This window comes from Nocardioides campestrisoli, assembly GCF_013624435.2.
Classification (GTDB): Bacteria; Actinomycetota; Actinomycetes; order Propionibacteriales; family Nocardioidaceae; genus Nocardioides; species Nocardioides campestrisoli.
Map to the genome: position 1 here is coordinate 3,362,388 of NZ_CP061768.1, position 18,284 is coordinate 3,380,671.

The 18,284-nt window shown below is 69.9% G+C and carries 16 protein-coding genes; 9 read left to right on the forward strand and 7 right to left on the reverse strand.

What is annotated here, in order from left to right:
• The first annotated feature begins 14 nt into the window (after positions 1-14).
• Entirely contained in the window at positions 15-350 is a 336-nt protein-coding gene (locus tag H8838_RS15785) for a hypothetical protein (protein ID WP_185994637.1), read from the forward strand.
• Positions 351-422: 72 nt separating this feature from the next.
• Entirely contained in the window at positions 423-956 is a 534-nt protein-coding gene (locus H8838_RS15790) for a hypothetical protein (protein WP_185994636.1), read from the forward strand.
• Between the two features lie 106 nt (positions 957-1,062).
• Here H8838_RS15790 and H8838_RS15795 read toward each other — a convergent pair whose 3' ends face one another.
• Together H8838_RS15795 and nrdR are read right to left on the reverse strand one after the other, a co-directional pair.
• Positions 1,063-3,942, reverse strand: coding sequence for a vitamin B12-dependent ribonucleotide reductase (locus H8838_RS15795; RefSeq protein ID WP_397180992.1), 2,880 nt, complete (start codon positions 3,940-3,942; stop codon positions 1,063-1,065).
• Positions 3,943-4,099: 157 nt separating this feature from the next.
• Positions 4,100-4,567 (reverse strand): transcriptional regulator NrdR, encoded by a 468-nt coding sequence (gene nrdR / locus H8838_RS15800; protein WP_181312546.1) that lies wholly within the window; start codon positions 4,565-4,567, stop codon positions 4,100-4,102.
• A 339-nt stretch (positions 4,568-4,906) separates the two neighbouring features.
• Here nrdR and H8838_RS15805 point away from each other — a divergent pair, with 339 nt between their 5' ends.
• Positions 4,907-5,281, forward strand: coding sequence for a hypothetical protein (locus H8838_RS15805; RefSeq protein WP_181312545.1), 375 nt, complete (start codon positions 4,907-4,909; stop codon positions 5,279-5,281).
• Positions 5,282-5,403: 122 nt separating this feature from the next.
• Here the strand turns inward: H8838_RS15805 and H8838_RS15810 are convergent, their stop codons facing one another.
• On the reverse strand, positions 5,404-5,832 hold the full coding sequence (locus H8838_RS15810; protein ID WP_181312544.1) for a LysM peptidoglycan-binding domain-containing protein: 429 nt from the start codon (positions 5,830-5,832) through the stop codon (positions 5,404-5,406).
• Positions 5,833-6,128: 296 nt separating this feature from the next.
• Here H8838_RS15810 and H8838_RS15815 point away from each other — a divergent pair, with 296 nt between their 5' ends.
• The 3 genes from H8838_RS15815 (at position 6,129) to H8838_RS15825 (ending at position 8,532) form a co-directional block, all read left to right on the forward strand.
• Positions 6,129-6,920: a GNAT family N-acetyltransferase gene (locus tag H8838_RS15815; RefSeq protein ID WP_185994635.1), complete on the forward strand. Its 792-nt coding sequence runs from the start codon at positions 6,129-6,131 to the stop codon at positions 6,918-6,920.
• A gap of 92 nt (positions 6,921-7,012) precedes the next feature.
• Complete coding sequence (gene lexA, locus H8838_RS15820) at positions 7,013-7,741, forward strand: transcriptional repressor LexA (RefSeq protein WP_181312542.1); 729 nt, start codon at positions 7,013-7,015, stop codon at positions 7,739-7,741.
• 29 nt (positions 7,742-7,770) lie between these two features.
• Positions 7,771-8,532, forward strand: a complete 762-nt coding sequence (locus tag H8838_RS15825; RefSeq protein WP_181312541.1) for a sulfotransferase family 2 domain-containing protein — start codon at positions 7,771-7,773, stop codon at positions 8,530-8,532.
• Here the strand turns inward: H8838_RS15825 and H8838_RS15830 are convergent.
• Together H8838_RS15830 and secD are read right to left on the reverse strand one after the other, a co-directional pair.
• The gene (locus H8838_RS15830; RefSeq protein WP_181312540.1) at positions 8,526-10,508 is read right to left on the reverse strand and encodes an ATP-dependent DNA helicase; all 1,983 of its coding nucleotides are present in this window, start codon (positions 10,506-10,508) and stop codon (positions 8,526-8,528) included. The genes H8838_RS15825 and H8838_RS15830 overlap by 7 nt on opposite strands.
• Before the next feature lie 29 nt (positions 10,509-10,537).
• Entirely contained in the window at positions 10,538-12,808 is a 2,271-nt protein-coding gene (secD, locus tag H8838_RS15835) for a protein translocase subunit SecD (RefSeq protein WP_185994634.1), read from the reverse strand.
• 295 nt (positions 12,809-13,103) lie between these two features.
• Between secD and H8838_RS15840 the strand changes: the two genes are divergently transcribed.
• Genes H8838_RS15840 through H8838_RS15845 form a run of 3 tightly spaced genes read left to right on the forward strand, consistent with a single transcriptional unit; the run spans position 13,104 to position 15,999 of the window.
• Positions 13,104-14,774, forward strand: coding sequence for a sodium:solute symporter family protein (locus H8838_RS15840; protein WP_185994633.1), 1,671 nt, complete (start codon positions 13,104-13,106; stop codon positions 14,772-14,774).
• A 23-nt stretch (positions 14,775-14,797) separates the two neighbouring features.
• Complete coding sequence (locus H8838_RS20045) at positions 14,798-14,929, forward strand: putative transporter small subunit (protein WP_224766181.1); 132 nt, start codon at positions 14,798-14,800, stop codon at positions 14,927-14,929.
• Between the two features lie 50 nt (positions 14,930-14,979).
• Entirely contained in the window at positions 14,980-15,999 is a 1,020-nt protein-coding gene (locus H8838_RS15845; protein ID WP_224766182.1) for a hypothetical protein, read from the forward strand.
• A gap of 78 nt (positions 16,000-16,077) precedes the next feature.
• Here the strand turns inward: H8838_RS15845 and hflX are convergent, their stop codons facing one another.
• On the reverse strand, positions 16,078-17,598 hold the full coding sequence (gene hflX, locus H8838_RS15850; RefSeq protein ID WP_185994632.1) for a GTPase HflX: 1,521 nt from the start codon (positions 17,596-17,598) through the stop codon (positions 16,078-16,080).
• A 100-nt stretch (positions 17,599-17,698) separates the two neighbouring features.
• A complete protein-coding gene (locus H8838_RS15855; RefSeq protein ID WP_185994631.1) occupies positions 17,699-18,274 on the reverse strand; it encodes a TetR/AcrR family transcriptional regulator in 576 nt (191 codons plus the stop codon).
• Between the last annotated feature and the right edge of the window lie 10 nt (positions 18,275-18,284).

Sequence of the window (18,284 nt, forward strand, 5' to 3'; positions counted from 1 at the left end):
GGACGGGTATCCGGATGTCCATCAGGCACACGTCGGGGCGCAGCTGGCGTACCTCCTGGACGCCCGGGCGGCCCACGCAGCTGGGCTGGGCCCAACGGTGGGGCTGGCGGCTGAGCGTCTCCGCGACGCTCGTCATGTGCCTCGGTCAGTTCATCGTCTACTGGCTCGGCGCCGTCGACGGCGGCTACCTGGTGGTGCTGCTCGCGTTGCTGGTCGGGATCGTCGGCAGGGTGCTGCTGGGAGTCGGGCTGGTCCGGGCACGGTTCCGTCCGCGGCACGCCGCGTGGGTGCTCCTGCTCGAACTGCGGCTGATGATCGCACTGCCCTCGGTGTCGAAGACCACTCGGTGAAGCACGCAGCTTCACGTCAGCATTCTCGCGAAAACCACGCCGAGGGATTCGCCCATAGCCAAAGCTGGGTGCGTGAGTGACTACAAGCGATGGACCCGGGCTACACCGACTGCCGCCGAGGAAGCCGAACTGCTCATCGTTGATGAATTGGCCGCGGAGTTGCGGGCCGAGATCCAACGGAGGGCCGCGGAGTTGGCGACGCTTCACGTCCATGGAGCTTCCAGTCAGGCCATTCAGAGCGTCTTCAGCACTCTGCTGAAAGATCGACTCGGCTTCGGCGAAGAGGTCGTACTCACTCCACAGACCGGACTGGTGACACGGGCGCGACCCGACTTCTTCTTTCGTCTAGAGGACGAGCGGGGCATTGTGGCCGAGGTGGAGCGCGGTGGGACCACCACCAACAACCACGACCTCAAAGACCTCTGGAAGGCGCACGTGGCGCCTGACGCTCACCATCTGTTTCTCATCGTTCCGAACAACAACTGGCGCGCCGATGGGACCGCTCGAGAGAAACCATTCCCGTTGGTGGCGCGCCGCCTCGGAGCCTTCTTTGGCGATCCGCGCCGAGAGATTGACGTCTTGAGCGTCCACGTCTTCGGCTATTGACGCCACACACCCGGCGATCTCCCCGAGAACCGACAACGGAGCCCCTGAGGATTTTCCTCAGGGGCTCCGTTGCAGCGTCTATTCAGGCTGTCGCGCTACCGATCCATCACGAGCAGCCCGAGGTGCTCCCGCAGCCCTCGCACACGTAGCACGAGCCGGCCGGACGCATCTTGGTCCCACACGTCATGCAGAGCGGGCTGTCGACCGCGGTCCCGGTGAGCTTCTCGAACAGCTCGGCGGAGGTGTGCGCCTCGCCGGTGGTCGGCTTGGCGGGGACCTCGCGGGCCTCGGCGCCGTGGGTGTCCTTGGTCTCGACGTCCTGCAGCGAGGAGGTGGCCTCGACAGGCTCGGACGCGGGGGCGTCGGTCTTCAGGGCCTCGGCCTCGCTGATCTCGACGATCGGCTCGTAGGAGCCGGTCTCGAGGTGGCGCTGACGCTCGTCGGCGGAGTAGATGCCGAGCATCGAGCGGTCCTCGAAGGACATGTAGTCCAGCGCCAGGCGGCGGAAGATGTAGTCCATGATCGACTGCGCCATCCGCACGTCCGGGTCGTCGGTGAGGCCGGCGGGCTCGAAGCGCAGGTTGGTGAACTTCGAGACGTAGGTCTCCAGCGGGACGCCGTACTGCAGGCCGATCGACACGGCGATCGAGAAGGCGTCCATCACGCCGGCCAGGGTCGAGCCCTGCTTGCCGAGCTTGAGGAAGACCTCGCCGAGCTCGCCGTCGTCGTGCGCACCCGAGGTCATGTAGCCCTCGGCGCCACCGACGGTGAACGACGTGGTCCGGGAGACGCGCGACTTCGGCAGGCGCTTGCGGGTGGGGGCGTAGACGACCTTCTCCACCACGGTCGGCTCGACCGCGGCGACGGCGGCCTTGGCGTTCGAGTCGGTGCCCTTGTTCTCGCCCTTGCCGCCCGACAGCGGCTGGCCGACCTTGCAGTTGTCGCGGTAGACGGCCGTGGCCTTGAGCCCCAGCTTCCACGACTGCAGGTAGATGTCGGAGATCTCCTCGACCGTGGCGGTCTCGGGCAGGTTCACCGTCTTGGAGATGGCGCCCGAGAGGAACGGCTGGCAGGCCGCCATCATCCGCACGTGGCCCATCGGGGCCAGCGCACGCGCACCCATCGCGGTGTCGTAGACCTCGTAGTGCTCCTGCTTGAGGCCCGGCGCGTCGATCACGTGACCGTGCTCGGCGATGTAGGCGACGATCGCCTCGACCTGCTCCGGCTGGTAGCCCAGCTTCTTCAGCGACCGCGGCACGGTCTGGTTGACGATCTGCATCGAGCCGCCGCCGACGAGCTTCTTGAACTTCACCAGGGAGAAGTCGGGCTCGATGCCGGTGGTGTCGCAGTCCATCATGAAGCCGATGGTGCCGGTGGGCGCGAGCACCGAGGCCTGCGCGTTGCGGAAGCCGTTCTTCTCGCCCAGCTTGATCACGTCGGCCCACGCCTTGGTCGCCAGCTTGTGCACCCGGCCGTCCTCGGTGTGCAGCACCCGCACCTGGTCGTTGGCCGACTGGTGCTTGCGCATGACCCGCTTGTGGGCGTCGGCGTTGCGCTGGTAGCCGGCGTACGGGCCGACGATCGCGGCGAGCTCGGCCGAGCGCTTGTACGACGTACCGGTCATCAGGCTGGTGATCGTCGCGGCCATCGAGCGGCCACCCTCGGAGTCGTAGCCCAGGCCCATCGCCATCAGCAGGGCGCCGAGGTTGGCGTAGCCGATGCCGAGCTGGCGGTAGTCGACGGTGGTCTTGCCGATCGACTCGGTCGGGAAGTCGGCGAAGCAGATGGAGATGTCCATCGCGGTGATGATGAACTCCACCGCCTTCGCGAACAGCTCGGCGTCGAAGGTGTCGTCGTCCTTGAGGAACTTCAGCAGGTTGAGCGACGCCAGGTTGCACGAGGAGTTGTCGAGCGACATGTACTCCGAGCACGGGTTGGACGCGGTGATCCGGCCCGTCTCGGGGTTGGTGTGCCAGTCGTTGATCGTGTCGTCGTACTGCAGACCCGGGTCGGCGCACTCCCAGGCGGCCTTGCTGATCTTGGCGAACAGCTCGCGGGCGTCGACGGTCTCGATGACCTCGCCGGTGTCGCGGGCGCGCAGCCCGAACTCACGGCCGTCCTCGACCGCGCGCATGAACTCGTCGCTGACCCGCACCGAGTTGTTGGCGTTCTGGTACTGCACGGAGGTGATGTCCTTGCCGCCCAGGTCCATGTCGAACCCGGCGTCGCGCAGGGCGCGGATCTTGTCCTCCTCGCGCGCCTTGGTCTCGACGAACTCGACGATGTCGGGGTGGTCGACGTCCAGGACGACCATCTTGGCCGCACGACGCGTGGCGCCGCCCGACTTGATGGTGCCCGCGGAGGCGTCCGCGCCGCGCATGAAGGAGACCGGACCGGAGGCGGTGCCACCCGAGGAGAGCAGCTCCTTGGAGGAGCGGATGCGGGAGAGGTTGAGGCCGGCGCCAGAGCCGCCCTTGAAGATGAACCCCTCCTCCTTGTACCAGTTGAGGATCGAGTCCATCGAGTCGTCGACGCTGAGGATGAAGCACGCGGACACCTGCTGGGGAGAGGAGGTGCCGACGTTGAACCAGACCGGGGAGTTGAAGGAGAAGTACTGGTTGACGAGCAGCCAGGTGAGCTCGTGCTCGAAGATCTCCGCGTCCTCGTCGGCCGCGAAGTAGCCGTGCTCCTTGCCCGCCTTGGTGTAGGTGTGCACCACGCGGTCGATCAGCTGCTTGAGGCTCCACTCACGCGCGTCGGTGCCGACCGCGCCACGGAAGTACTTCGTGGTGACGATGGTCGACGCGTTGACGCTCCAGAAGTCGGGGAACTCCACTCCGCGCTGCTCGAAGACGGTCTCGCCGGTCTTCCAGTTGGTCTGGACGACGTCGCGTCGCTCCCAGTTGATCGCGTCGTAGGGGTGCGTGCCCGCCGTGCTGAAGACGCGCTGCATCTTCAGACCCCCCTTGTTCACCGTCTTCGTCATGCGGATCTCCTCAGTCCTGGCTTCGTTGCGTCGGTCTGGCGCGTGTTCGGTCTTGCTGGTCGTACGTCGTACGTCGTGCTCTGGGTGTTGCTGGGTGCTCCTGGGGTGGAGCGCCCGGCACGCAGCTTCCCCACTACGTGCCGGGCGGATCGTGGGCCTATCCCGTCGGGACGGGCAGCGGGCGCTCTGCGCGCAGCATGGCGATCTCCGCCTCGAAGTCCTCCGCGCTCTCGAAGGCGCGGTAGACGGAGGCGAACCGCAGGTAGGCGACCTCGTCGAGCTCGCGCAGCGGGGCCAGGATCGCCAGGCCCACCTCGTGGGCCGGCACCTCGGCGACCCCCTCGCTGCGCAGGGCGTCCTCGACGGCCTGGCCGAGGCAGGCGAGCTGGTCCTCGGTGACCGGACGACCCTTGCACGCCTTGCGCACGCCGTGGATCGCCTTGTCGCGGGTGAAGGGCTCGGTGGCGCCGGAGCGCTTGAGGACCAGCAGCTGCATCTGCTCGACGGTGCTGAACCGCTTGCCACAGCTCTGGCAGGTACGCCGGCGGCGGATCTGGCCGCCGTCGTCGGAGACCCGGGAGTCGAGGACCCGCGTGTCGGTGTGCCGGCAGTGCGGACAGTGCATGGGGTCTCCCTCCCTGGGTGAAGTCCGGGCACGCTGAAGAACACCCTGCTAAGGGTTCAACGCCTGTGGACGAGTGTCTGATTCCTGTGGATGAAACGGTTCTCGCTGTGGGGTCCGGGGAAGTCTCTGTGGACTAGATGTGGAGAACCACAACGGTGTAAGTACTAGATGTAGTGGTAACCGTACGTCGCCGACACCACGGGTGCAAGCCGAACGGCCCAACACGCCGAGGCTGTTTTTCACCACCTCCGCTCCCCCGGCAAAGCCGCAGGTCAGGGGCGTGGCGGGCGACCGAAGCGCTCTGGACCACCGTCGCGACGCACCTGTCACAATGAGGAGGTGGCGACCGGGAAGCGTGCTGGAGCGAGGCGAGCGGCGCCCAGGCGTTCCGGCCCCTCGGTCAACACCAGCATCGCCGCGCTGGCAGCGGGGATCACCGCCTGCGTAGTCGCCTGGGGATACCTCGTCTACACGGCCATCGACTTCGGCACCTCCGCCCGGAGCGGGAGCTCGACCGGATGGGCGCTGCTGGCACTGGCCTCGCTCGGCGCGATGGCGTGCCTCTTCGTCGGGCTCCTGCTCGCCTCCCGGCTCAGCGCAGCGCTGGGGCTGGCGCGCAACCCCGCGCAGGGCGGGGACGAGGACACCGAGGAGCCCACACCCGGCCCCCAGCCGCCGCCCCGGAAGCCCGGCGGACGACGCGCCGCCCGCTGACCAGAGACGAAGAGGCGGGGCCCGCAGGCCCCGCCTCTCCTCTTCCCCGCTCCGCCGGCCGGGGTCGAGTCGACCGGCGGAAGCTATTCAGTTGTGGGTCTGTGAGATGAGCGATCCGGGCGTCAGCCCTCGAGCGGGACGCGGAGCTCCTGGCCCAGCATCACCACGCTCGAGTCGAGCGCGTTGAGCTGCTCGATCTCGTTCATCACCGCGCGCACGTCGCCGTCGTCGGCGATCTCGGCCGCGATCCCCCACAGGGTGTCGCCCTCGTCGACCATGACGACCTGCGTCGCGGGCGCGACGCCCTCCTTGTCGGTCGCCACCGAGACGGCGCCGAAGACGACGCCGGCGACCAGCACGGCGACCAGCGAGGTGAGGAAGACGACCAGACGACCGCGGCGGGTGAGCCGCACGGAGCCCTGTTGGCGACGAGCCTCAGGCCGCACCGCGCCGCGCTGGACGGGCACGGCGGGCGCCGGACCGCAGGCGGCCGGGCGCAGCTCGTGCACCGTCGCGAGGCGGACGGGGTGCTCGAGGGTCATGGTGCTCATCTGGGACCTCCTGGGGAAGTGGCGGTCAGCCGGTGGATCGCTGTCGACCTGATGTCTAGTCGCGACCTCCGACAGTCCTGCTGGGAGCGACTGGCGGGATGGTCTCGATCAGACGTTCGATCGAACACATGTGCGACGTTAGAGCACCTGTTCGAACGAATCAAGCATCTGGGCGAACAACTGTTCGAAGGGCGTGTCGCACCGACACCGGCTACGCGGGGCCCCCGGCCATGACACAGGGGATGTCACCAGTTTGAGGCATGCGGGCCGTTGGTCCCGCGCATAGCGTCCTGCACATGCGCGATCTCCTGACCACCCCCATGGAGACCATCGAGGCCGACCTCGCGGCCTTCCATGCCGCGGTGTCGAAGTCCCCGGTCTTTACGACCAGCGACGAGCCGGACGCCACGGTCTACTGGTCCCACCTGCCGCTGGCCGCGTGCAACGTGATCGCCACGGCGCGGATCGCCTCCGCCGACGTGCCCACGCGGGTCCCCGAGCTGCTGGAGCCGTTCCGGCAGCGTGGCCTGCCGTTCCAGTGGGTGACCACCCCGGAGACCACCACCCCGGCCTTGGAGGCGACGCTGGCCCAGGCCGGGCTGACGCCGCACCAGGCGCCGGCGATGCACGTCAACCTCGAGCACCCGATCGACCCGCTGACTCCCGAGCACGTCTACATCGACGTGGCCTGGCCCGACCACACCGAGCCCGCCGCCGCGACGATCTTCGCCGGTCTCGGCCTCTCGGCCTCGGCCAGCGCGAGCCACCTCGGCTTCCTGGACACGCTCGACCCGGCCGACCACCAGTTCTTCGTGGCTCGCAGCATGTTCACCGGCGAGCCGCAGGGGGCCGGCAGCTCCCACCGTCGCGACGGCAGCGTCATGTTCGGGAACGTGACGACGCTGGCCCAGGCCCGCGGGCGCGGGATCGAGCACGCGCTCACCGGCACGATGATGAACCGGGCCCGGGAGACCGGTGCCGGCACGGCCACCGTGATCGGCACCGACTCGACGTACCAGGCGCTGGTGGCACTGGGCTTCCGCACCGGCTTCGAGCTGGTCACCTGGGGCTGGACGCCGGAGGACTGACGACACGCGGTCTTCGAACACCTGTTTGAAGTAGGCCTGCTGGAGCACTACGGTGAGGGCACGAGCCCGCACCACCCCCAGGAGGCACCAGGATGGCGAAGACGCGCGAGACCAGCGGCAAGGTCGTGCCGATGCCGGACGGTCCTCCGGACGCCACCGGGCTGACCCCGCGCCAGCAGCGCATCCTCTCCACCATCAAGGACTCCTTCGAGCAGCGCGGCTACCCGCCGAGCATGCGCGAGATCGGCCAGGCGGTCGGGCTGACCAGCTCGAGCAGCGTCGCGCACCAGCTCAAGGTGCTGGAGGAGAAGGGCTACCTCAAGCGCGACCCCAACCGGCCCCGCGCCCTCGAGGTCTTCCTGCCCGAGATGATGGCCGCCCGGCGGGCGATGGGCAACGCCGACGAGGCGAGCGTGGACCCCACGGGGATCGGCGACTCGATGCCCGCCGCGCAGTACGTCCCCGTCGTGGGCCGGATCGCCGCGGGCGGGCCGATCCTCGCCGAGGAGCGGGTCGAGGACGTCTTCCCGCTGCCCAAGCAGCTGGTCGGCGACGGCACCCTGTTCCTGCTCGAGGTCTCGGGCGACTCGATGATCGATGCGGCCATCTGCCACGGCGACTACGTGGTGATCCGCCAGCAGCCGGAGGCCGCCAACGGAGAGATCGTCGCGGCGATGATCGACGGCGAGGCCACGGTCAAGACCTTCCAGCGCAAGGACGGCCAGGTCTGGCTGCTCCCCCACAACGACGCCTACGAGCCGATCGACGGCACGCACGCCACGATCCTGGGCAAGGTCACGGCGGTCCTGCGCCGGATGTGAGGGTCGTCGCTCGTGTAGCCTCACCGGCGATGCGCCGAAGCCGACGAGACCAGCACGACCGCGGGCGCGGGTCCCGCGGAGAGCCACCGGCGCCCCCGGCACCCGAGCTCTTCCGGACCCGGCCCGACGACCGGTTCAAGCTGACCGCCGACGCCTCCACCCTGGTCCGCGACCTCGGTGAGCGGAGCGCCGAGACGGGCTGGCTCTCCCCGCTCGGCTACAACCTGACCATCAGCCACAGCCACCGGTTCGTCTGGTACCGGGTGGCCAAGGTGGCCACCCGCACGGTCCGGCACCACTTCGCCGCGCACTCGGTGACGATGGACGTCGACCACGCCATGCGGATCCACTACCCGACGTCGACGTTCTCGGACTACTTCAAGTTCGCCTTCGTCCGGGACCCGCTGGACCGGTTCGTCTCCGCGTGGCACGACAAGGTCGTCAACCACAACTACTTCCGGTTCGACGCCGCGACGTACAAGCGGATGCAGGACGTCGTGGAGTTCGCGCGGTGGGTGAGCACCCAGGACCTGGCCGCGGTGCCCGGCACCGACCAGCACCTGGCCCTGCAGACCAGGCTCGTCGACCTCAGCCAGGTGGACTTCGTCGGGCGGCTGGAGTCCTTCGACCGGGACTTCGCCGAGGTCTGCGAGCAGGTGGGCGCCCCCGCGGTGCCGGCGAACCCGCAGAACCAGACCGCCGCCCCCGGACAGCGCCGGGAGGCCTCGGCCGAGCTGGAGAAGTGGGTGCGCCGGATGTACCGGCGCGACTACCAGATCCTCGGCTACTGAGCCGAGGCCGCGAGCCGGCTCAGCGCCTTGCGCACCACCTGCGGGTCCGTCGTCGTCCACATCGGCGGCAGGCTCGCCTTGAGGAAACCGCCGTAGCGAGCCGTCGCGAGCCGGGAGTCCAGGATGGCGACCACCCCACGGTCCGACGTGGTGCGGATCAGTCGCCCGGCACCCTGGGCCAGCAGCAGCGCCGCGTGCGTGGCGGCCACCTGCATGAACCCGTTGCCACCGGCCCGGTCCGCCGCGCGCTGCCGGGCCGACATCAGCGGGTCGTCGGGCCGCGGGAACGGGATCCGGTCGATCAGCACCAGCTGACAGGTGTCGCCCGGCACGTCGAGGCCCTGCCACAGGCTCAGCGTCCCGAACAGGCAGGTGTGCGGGTCCTCGACGAACTGCCGGGAGAGCTCGGGGAGCTGAGCCTCCCCCTGGACCAGCGTGGTCAGGTGCGGCAGCCGCTCGCGCACCACCTCGGCCGCGGCCTCCGCCGCCCGCCGGGAGGAGAAGAGACCCAGCGCGCGACCCCCCGCCGCGTCGACCAGGTCGACGATCTCGTCCAGGTGCGCGGGGCCGAGCCCGTCCCGTCCCGGCGGGGGAAGCTGTCGCGCCAGGTAGAGGATGCCCTGGCGGCCGTAGTCGAACGGCGAGCCGACGTCGAGACCGCGCCACGGCAGGGCCTTGTCGTCGGCGGCCTGGGGCGCCCCGGTGTCGATCCGCTCCGAGGGCTTGAGCCCCACGCTGCCGGCCACCGAGCTGAAGTCGCCGCCGAGCATCAGGGTGGCGGAGGTGAAGACCACCGTCTTGTCGGTGAGCAGCCGATCGCGCATCTGCGCCCACACCTGCAGCGGCGCCACCGCCAACCGGGCGGGCATCCGCTCCCGGGCCTCGTTGAGCCACAGCACGTCGGCGTCGCTGCCCGCGGCCATCCGCTCGGCGGTGACGAAGACCTCCTGGGCCAGCCCCTTGGCCTGGGTTCGGGCGGCGTCCGCGTCCTTGGCGGCCTTGTCCTCCTTGCCGAACGCCGAGACCACCGCGCGTGCGGCGTCCCGGACCAGCACGAGGGCGTCGCTGAGCTGCTCGCTCGCGGAGTCGATCCGCCCGCCGGGGGTCATCGCCAGCGCGTCGGCGAGCGCCTCGGCAGCGTCGGCCAGGTCATCGGCCGGGTGGGAGGTGCTGGTCTGGTCCTCGACGAAGCGGGAGGCCCGGCGGGCCGCCCGCTCGACGTCGGCGACGCTCAGCTCGTCGGTGGCCGCCTGCGTGACCCGCGCGGTCAGCTCGTGCGCCTCGTCGATGACCACCACGTCGTACTCCGGGATCATCGGCACCCCCTCGATCGCGTCGATCGCGAGCAGCGAGTGGTTGGTGACGATCAGGTGGGACTGGGCCGCCTTCTCCTTGGCCCGCTCCGCGAAGCACTCCTGGGCGAAGGCGCAGCGGGCCGCGCCCAGGCACTCGCGGTGGTTGACGCTGACCTGGCGCCAGGTCCGGTCGGTGTGCCGGGGCGCGTGGTCGCGCTCCCCCGTGCCGCCCTGCTCGGACTCCTTCTCCGCCCAGGCGCGCAGCTCGAGCACCTCGGCGCCCATCGAGCCCGCGGGCACGTCGACCAGCACGCCCTGCTCGTCGGGCACACCCTCGCGCACCCGGTGCAGACAGGCGTAGTTGGAGCGCCCCTTGAGCACCGCGTACGACGCGTCGAGCCGGTCCCCGACCGCCTCGACCAGCCGCGGGATGTCCCGCTCGACCAGCTGGTGCTGGAGCGCCAGGGTGGCGGTGGCGACCACCACCCTGGTGTCGTGCAGGAGGCTCGGGACCAGGTAGGCCAACGACTTGCCGGTGCCGGTGCCGGCCTGGACGAGCAGGTGCTCGCCCTTGGCCATCGCCTCGGCGACCGCGTCGGCCATCGCGACCTGACCGTCCCGCTCCTGGCCACCCAGGGCGGTGACGGCGTCGCTCAGGACCTTCCGGACGGAATCAGGCACCCGTGAACCCTAGTCGGGACCGCCGACGCTCAGACGACGGCACCGGAGTCGTCGGGGGCCCGCTCGACCTTGACCTTGGTCTCCTTGCTCATCGGCCACCGCTCCTGCAGGTAGGTGACCAGTGGGGTCGCGGTGAAGACCGAGCTGTAGGTGCCCACCACGAGGCCCACGAGCAGGGCGATCGCGAAGTCGCGCAGCGAGTCGCCGCCGAGGACCGCGAGCGCGGCCAGGATGAACATGGTGCCCAGACCCGTGTTGACCGTGCGCGGGAGCGTCTCCACCGCGGCCTTGTTGGCCATGTCACGGAAGAGCTCCCCGGGCTTGGAGCCCCGCCAGCGCTCGCGGATCCGGTCGAAGACGACCACGGTGTCGTTGACCGAGAGACCGATGATGGTCATCGCCGCGGCCAGGAAGATGCCGTCGATCGGCTTCTGCAGCCAGGCGAAGAGCCCGACCACGATCAGCACGTCGTGGGCCATCGCGATCACCGCGCTCAGGCCGAAGGTCCACTTGAACCGGATGGCGAGGTAGATCAGCTGGGCCGCGAAGGCGATGCCGAAGGCGATGATCGCCTTGTCCCGCAGCTCGTTGCCGAAGGAGGCGCTAATCGCCTCGTCGCGGACCTCCTCGGCGTCCCCGCCGATCTCGGCCAGCGCCGTGCGGATCTCCTCCGCCTCGTCGTTGCTGATCTCGCCGGTGCGGACGGTGATGTTCTCCTGGTCGGACTGCTGGACCGTGGCGGTCTCGAAGCCCGCGTCGGAGACGGCGTCGCGTGCCTCGTCGACGTCGACCGGCTGGGTGGTGGAGAACTCCATCACCCGGCCACCGCTGAACTCGACGCCCAGGTTGAGCCCGTTGACCACGATGCCGGCCAGGGCCACCAGGGTGACCACGCCGGAGATCGCCAGCCACAGGGCGCGCTTGACCATCAGCTGCGGGTTCTTGCGCTCCAGCCAGGTGCGGACCCGGCCGATGTCGCCGATGCCCGAGACCTTCGGGTGCCGGGAGATCCACTTGTTGCTGACGCCGAGCTCGGTGAGCACCCGGGCGATGATCAGCGCGGAGACCATCGAGGCGACGACACCGATGCTCAGCGTGACACCGAAGCCCTTGATCGGCCCGGAGCCGAGGAAGAACAGCAGGCCGGCGGCGAGCAGGGTGGTGACGTTGGAGTCGATGATCGCCGTCCACGCCTTGTTGAAGCCGATCATCAGCGCCCGGCGCAGGCCGGCGGACGGGTTCGCCTCGTACTCCTCACGCGCTCGCTCGAAGACCAGCACGTTGGCGTCGATCGCCATGCCGATGGCGAGCACGAAACCGGCCAGGCCGGGCAGCGTCAGCGTGGAGCCGAGCCCGATCAGCATCGCGTAGGCCAGCAGCGCGTAGGAGGCCAGCGCGATCGTGGCCAGGAAGCCGACGAAGCGGTAGACGAAGATGATGAAGAGCCCGGTGAGGATCAGACCGATGATCCCGGCCTGGATCGAGGCGTCGATCGCGGCCTCGCCCAGCGTCGGGCCGACCTCGCTGACCGAGATCACCTCGACCGGCAGGGGCAGGGCGCCGCCCTCGATCAGGATGGCGAGCTCGCGCGCCTCGGCGACGGAGAAGTTTCCGGTGATCTGGGTGGAGCCGATGATGGAGCTGCCGCAGGCGACCTGGACCTCGGGCGAGGAGATGACCTTGCCGTCCAGGACGATCGCGATCCGGCGCTGGTCTCCGGTCGCGCAGGCCGCGTCGCCGGAGAGCTTCTCGAAGGCGTCGGAGCCGGTGCCGGAGAAGTCGACGGCGACCGCCCAGCCGGTGCTGTTCTGCGGCTGCACCGCCTCCGCGCCGGTGATGTCGTTGCCCTCCATCACCGCGGGCCCGACCTCGAGCACGTCGCCCTGCTCGCTGGGCACCAGCAGGTTGCCCTTCTTCGAGGGCTTCTCGTCGGTGCTGGTCAGTCCGCCCTGGACGACGGGGTGGACGGTCAGCTGAGCGGTCCGGCCGATCGTGTTGACCGCCTGCTCGGAGTCCTGCACGTCGGGCAGCTCGACCAGGATCCGGTTCTCGCCGGAGCGGACGAGGGTCGGCTCGGAGACGCCGAGGGCGTCGACTCGGCCACGGAGCACCTCGACGGCGCGGTCGGTGTTCGCACCGTTCGCCTCCACCCCCGACGGGGAGTCCTTGGTCTCGAGCGTGATCGACGTACCACCGCTGAGGTCCAGACCCAGGCGGGGCTCCTTGTTGAGTGCGAGAACCGCGCACCCGACGAGGAGGCCGAGCACGAGAACGAAGCGGATCCAAGCACCACGTGACATGCGACGCATCTTTCCCTAGCCGGTCGGGGCGACCCAATCCGGGGCGACCCGGGGATCCAACGAGCGTGGACCGGGCGGAGTTCCCGGAGTGGCGAGCGTCTCGTCCGGTTGTTACGGTGACCCGGCGCCGAGCCCCCGGACTGACGTTCCTGGGTGGGCTTCCGAGGTGCGCCTCTCGGGGACCGACCCCGACGTCCGGCCGATCCAGGCCGTTCGCTCGCCGCCATCTGCGGACCTGCTCAGGCGGTCCCGTGGCGGGGCGCTGCCTCGCACTCCGGCGCGGAGGAGCGATGAGTTGAACCAGATCGACACCGTGACGTTCGGAGCCGGGACAGTCCTGCTCCTGCTGCTCGCCTTCTACGGCGGGACCTTCTGGATCTCCACCCGGATCGGGAAGAAGCAGGAGAGTGCCGACGGCTACATGACCGCAGGCCACGGCATCGGCTTCGGGATCTCCGCAGCCAGCATGACCGCCACCTGGATCTGGGCCTCCTCCATGTACGCCTCGGCGACCTCGGGCTACACCTACGGCCTCTCCGGCCCGATCCACTACGGGTTCTGGGGCGCCCTGATGATCCTGTTCATCTACCCGTTCGGGAAGCGGATCCGGGCGGTCGCGCCCCGGGCGCACACCCTGGCCGAGGTGCTGCACGTGCGCCACGGGCGGTCCAGCCAGCTCCTGCTCGCCGGCTCCAACGTCGTCGGCAGCCTGATCAGCCTGATGTCCAACTTCATCGCCGGCGGCGTGCTGATCTCGCTGCTCTCCCCGTTCACCTTCGTCCAGGGCGTCTTCATGGTGGCCGGCGGCGTGCTGCTCTACACGCTCTGGTCAGGCTTCCGCGCCTCCGTGCTGACCGACTTCGTCCAGGTCGTGGCGATGCTCGGGGCGGTCGCGGTGATCGTCCCGGTGATCTTCTTCGCCGCGGGGTTCCCGGCGGCGTTCGAGACCGGCGCCGGCAACCTGACCTCGCAGCAGGGCAGCTTCTTCTCCAGCACCGCCTTCCTGGAGCAGGGCGCGCCGTACATCGCCGCCGTGCTGGCCTACGCGATCGGCAACCAGACCATCGCGCAGCGGCTCTTCGCCGTCCGTGAGGACCTGATCAAGCCCACCTTCATCACCGCCACCGTCGGCTACGGCGCGATGGTGATCGGGATCGGGATGCTCGGCGTGCTCGCGCTCTATCTCGGGATCGAGCCCGAGGGCGGCGACGTCAACAACCTGGTGCCGCAGATGGCCACGTCGTACCTGCCGGGCATCCTGGTCGCCGTCTTCTTCATCATGATCGTCGGCGCCCTCTCCTCCACCGCCGACTCCGACCTCTCGGCACTCTCCTCGATCGTGATGGCCGACGTCTACGGGCAGAACGTCGCCGGCCGGGCGGGTGCGAACCCGCGCACCATGCTGCTGGTCGGGCGGGGCACCATGGTCGCCGCGACGGCGATCGCGATCGCCTTCGCCAGCCTCCAGCTCAACATCCTCGACCTGCTGGTCTTCGTCGGCGCACTGTGGGGCGCCCTGGTCTTCCCGGTGATCGCCAGCTTCTACTGGGAGAAGGTCACCAACAAGGCCTTCACCGTCTCCGTGCTCGCCGCGCTCGCGGTCTTCCTGCCGGTGCGGTTCTCCCTGGTCCCGATGAACGGCGTCACCGGCCTGGTGGTCGACGTGCTGTCGATCATCGGCGTCGGGGTGGTGGCGGGGCTGATGGTCTTCGGCTTCCTCGGGCTTCGCCCCGCCAAGGTGGCCGCCGTGCTGGCGGCGGTCGTCGCCACGCCGTTCGCCCTCGGCGCGGTCCACGACTACGCCACCCTGAGCGGCTCGCTGGTCGCGTACTCGGTCAGCACCATCGTCTGCTGGGCGATGTCGGCGGCCGGCGGCGCGACGTTCGACTTCGACACCGTCAAGGAGCGCGTCGGCGACTACCAGGCCGACGACGACCTCGACGACGACCTCGACCCGGTCCGCTGAGCGCGGGCAGAAGGAGCAGCACCGTGACCACCACCGCCCTGACCCTCTACGTCCTGATCTGGCCCGTGATCGTGGCCGTCGTCCTCTTCGTCCTCAGCCGGGCCTTCGTCTCCGACTGGCGTGCGGCGCGGCGGGAGGGGCGCGACATCATCTGAGCTGCGGCGTCCCCGCCTCGCCCACGTGCACCCGTCTTGCTGTCGATCTGGTGATCGCCGCAGCAGAACGGGTGCACGTGGCCATTTTCGGCGGACCTGTGGACGAGCCGCACCGCCATGGCTTCGTCCTCGGCAGGCTGGGCGACATGCCCGAGCTCGACGTACGGCGTCCGTTCACCCGCACCGAGGCCCTCGCTGCCGGCCTCACCGACGCACAGCTGCGGGGACCGCGGTTCGTCCGTCTCTTCCCGCGGTTGCACCTGTGCGCCAGCGTGCAGGTCACGGCCCGGCTCCGCGCGGAGGCGGCGCTGCGGCTGCACCCGGCGGGGGCCTTCGCCAGCCACGCGTCCGCGGCCAGGATCCACGGGGTGGCGATTCCGCAGGACGCCGAGGAGCACGTGACCGTCCGCCGACGGGAGGAGCGCCGTCGTACCGCCGGGATCCGGTGCCACCTCGCGAGCGGTGAGCCCGACCTGGTCACGGTCGGCGGCTTGCCCGTCTCCTCCCCCGCGCAGACCTTCGTCGAGCTGGCCTCGACCCTCGGCCTGGTCGACCTGGTCGTGGTCGGCGACCAGATGGCGCGCCGGGGACTGCTCTCCCCCGACCGGCTGCGCGCCTCCTGCCACGGCAGCGGGCGACGTGGCGCCGTCCGAGCGCGTCGGGCCGCGGCGTACGTGCGCGACCAGGTCGACTCCCCCATGGAGACCCGGACCCGGATGCTCCTGGTGCTCGCCGGACTACCGGAGCCCGAGGTCAACCTCGTGGTGCGCGACGTCGAGGGCGCGCTGTTGCGGCGCTACGACCTGAGCTACCCCGAGGTCGGGGTCGCGGTCGAGTACGACGGACGCCACCACGTGGAGCGGATCGAGCAGTGGGAGCGCGACCTGGGCCGGCGCGAGTCCCTGGAGGACGAGGGCTGGCGTCTTCTCGTGGTCACCTCGGCCGACATCTACCGTCAGCCCGGTGAGACCGTCCGGCGGGTGCACCGCCTGCTCCGCGCCCGCGGGATGGCCGGCGTCCCGGCGCGCCCGAGCGACGCGTGGCGGGCGCACTTCCGCGGCCAGGACTAGGCCCTGGACGCGCACGTGCACCCGATTTGCTGCTCGTCGAGCAAGGACAGCAGCAAATCGGGTGCACGTGTGCTGGGCTCAGACGGCGTACGACGCGAGCTCGCCCGCGAGCTCCTCATGCGCCCGCCCGCGCACCCGGGTGCCGGCCCCGGTGTGCTCGAGCTCGTCGATCTCGCCGTGCTGGTGCAGCTGGTTGAGCAGGTCGCCCCGCTCGTAGGGCAGCAGCGCGTCGAACTCCACCGACGGGTGCGGCAGCTCCTGCTCGATCACCGCCAGCGCCTGCTCGATGCCCTCGCCGGTGCGGGCGCTGACCACCACGCAGTGCGGCTCGCGCTGGCGCAACCGGGCGATGACCATCGGGTCGGCCGCGTCGGCCTTGTTGATCACCACGATCTCGGGCACCTTGTCGGCGCCGATCTCGGCGAACACCTCGCGGACCGCCGCCAGCTGACCCTCCGGGTCGGGGTGGGAGCCGTCGACCACGTGCAGGATCAGGTCGGAGTCGGAGACCTCCTCCAGCGTGGAGCGGAACGCCTCGACCAGCTGGTGCGGCAGGTGCCGGACGAAGCCGACCGTGTCGCTCATCGTGTAGACCCGGCCGTCGGCGGTGGTGGTCCGCCGGGTGGTGGGGTCCAGGGTGGCGAACAGCGCGTCCTCGACCAGCACCCCGGCGTCGGTGAGCCGGTTGAGCAGCGAGGACTTGCCGGCGTTGGTGTAGCCGGCGATCGCCACGCTCGGGATCTGGTTGCGCTGGCGCTGGGCCCGCTTGTTGTCGCGGGTGCCCTTCATCGCCTTGAGCTCACGACGCAGCTTGGCGATCTTGTCGTTGATCCGGCGCCGGTCGGTCTCGATCTTCGTCTCACCGGGGCCGCGGCCACCGATTCCCTCACCGCCGGAGACCCGGCCACCGGCCTGGCGCGACAGGTTGCCGCCCCAGCCGCGCAGCCGCTGCTTCATGTAGGTGAGCTGCGCGAGCTCGACCTGGGCCTGGCCCTCGCGGGACTTCGCGTGCTGGGCGAAGATGTCGAGGATCAGCGCGGTCCGGTCGACCACCTTGACCTTGAGCCGGTCCTCGAGGTTCCTCAGCTGGCTGGGCGCCAGCTCGCCGTCGCAGATCACCGTGTCGGCGCCGCTGGCGGCGACGATTTCGCGCAGGCCGTCGACCTTGCCGCGTCCGATGTACGTCGCGGGGTCCGGCTTCTGCCGGCGTTGGTAGATCGCCTCCAGCACCTCCGACCCGGCGGTCTCGGCGAGCAGCGCGAGCTCGGCCATCGAGTTCTCCGCGTCCTCGACCGAGCCCTCGGTCCACACCCCGACCAGGACGACCCGCTCCAGCCGGAGCTGGCGGTACTCGACCTCGGTGATGTCCTCGAGCTCGGTGGAGAGGCCGGCCACGCGCTTGAGCGCGTGCCGCTCGGCCAGGTCCATCGCCCCGACGGACTCCTCCGGCTCCTCGGGATCGGGCTCGTCGGCGTAGCCGGAGGCGAACTCGGTGTCGGCGTCGGTGTCGGCGTCGTGATCGGCGTCGTGGTCCTCGTCCTCCCAGTCGCGCGTGGCGTCGAGCTGGTCGGCGAGGGAGAAGTCTCGTGCGTTCGTCATATGCCCTTCACTGTAGGTCTCGGGAGCGGCTGCCGCGACCCGTTATGTGTACCCACAACGCTCGGCCGACACCGGATAGTCCCGCCTCGGGGCCTGGCTCTCAGGCGAGCAGGGCGGTGAGCGCGTGCCTGCTGGCCGTGCGCGGCAGGTGGCCCAGCACCACCAGCTGGGACATGCCGTGCACCGTCGCCCAGAGGCCCGCGGCGAGCGCCTCCGGGTCGCGTCCCTCGAACCGGGGCAGCCGGACCAGGTCGGCGACCTCGCTCGCGAGCAGCTCCTCGTTGCGCGAGATCAGGGCCGCCATCTCCTCCGACGGGCTGCCGGGCACGCAGTACTCCGGGTCGAAGATCAGCGCGAACGCCTGCGGGTGCGCGCAGGCGTACTCGACGTAGGCGCCGAACATGGCGGTCAGCCTCGCGACCACCCCCTCCTCGGCAGCGAGCGCCTCCTCCTGGGCGGCGACCAGGTCACCCATGGCCCGGACCCCGAGGGCCTTGAGCAGGGCGGCGCGGTCGCCGAAGTGGTGGTACGGCGCGTTGTGGCTCACCCCGGCGCGCCTGGCCACCTCGCGCAGGCTGATCCGTCCCGCCGGGACGGTCTCGAGCAGCTCGAGGGCCGCCTCCTCGAGGGCGTTCTGCAGGTCGCCGTGGTGGTAGCGGGCCGAAGATCTTGACACGAGCAACATG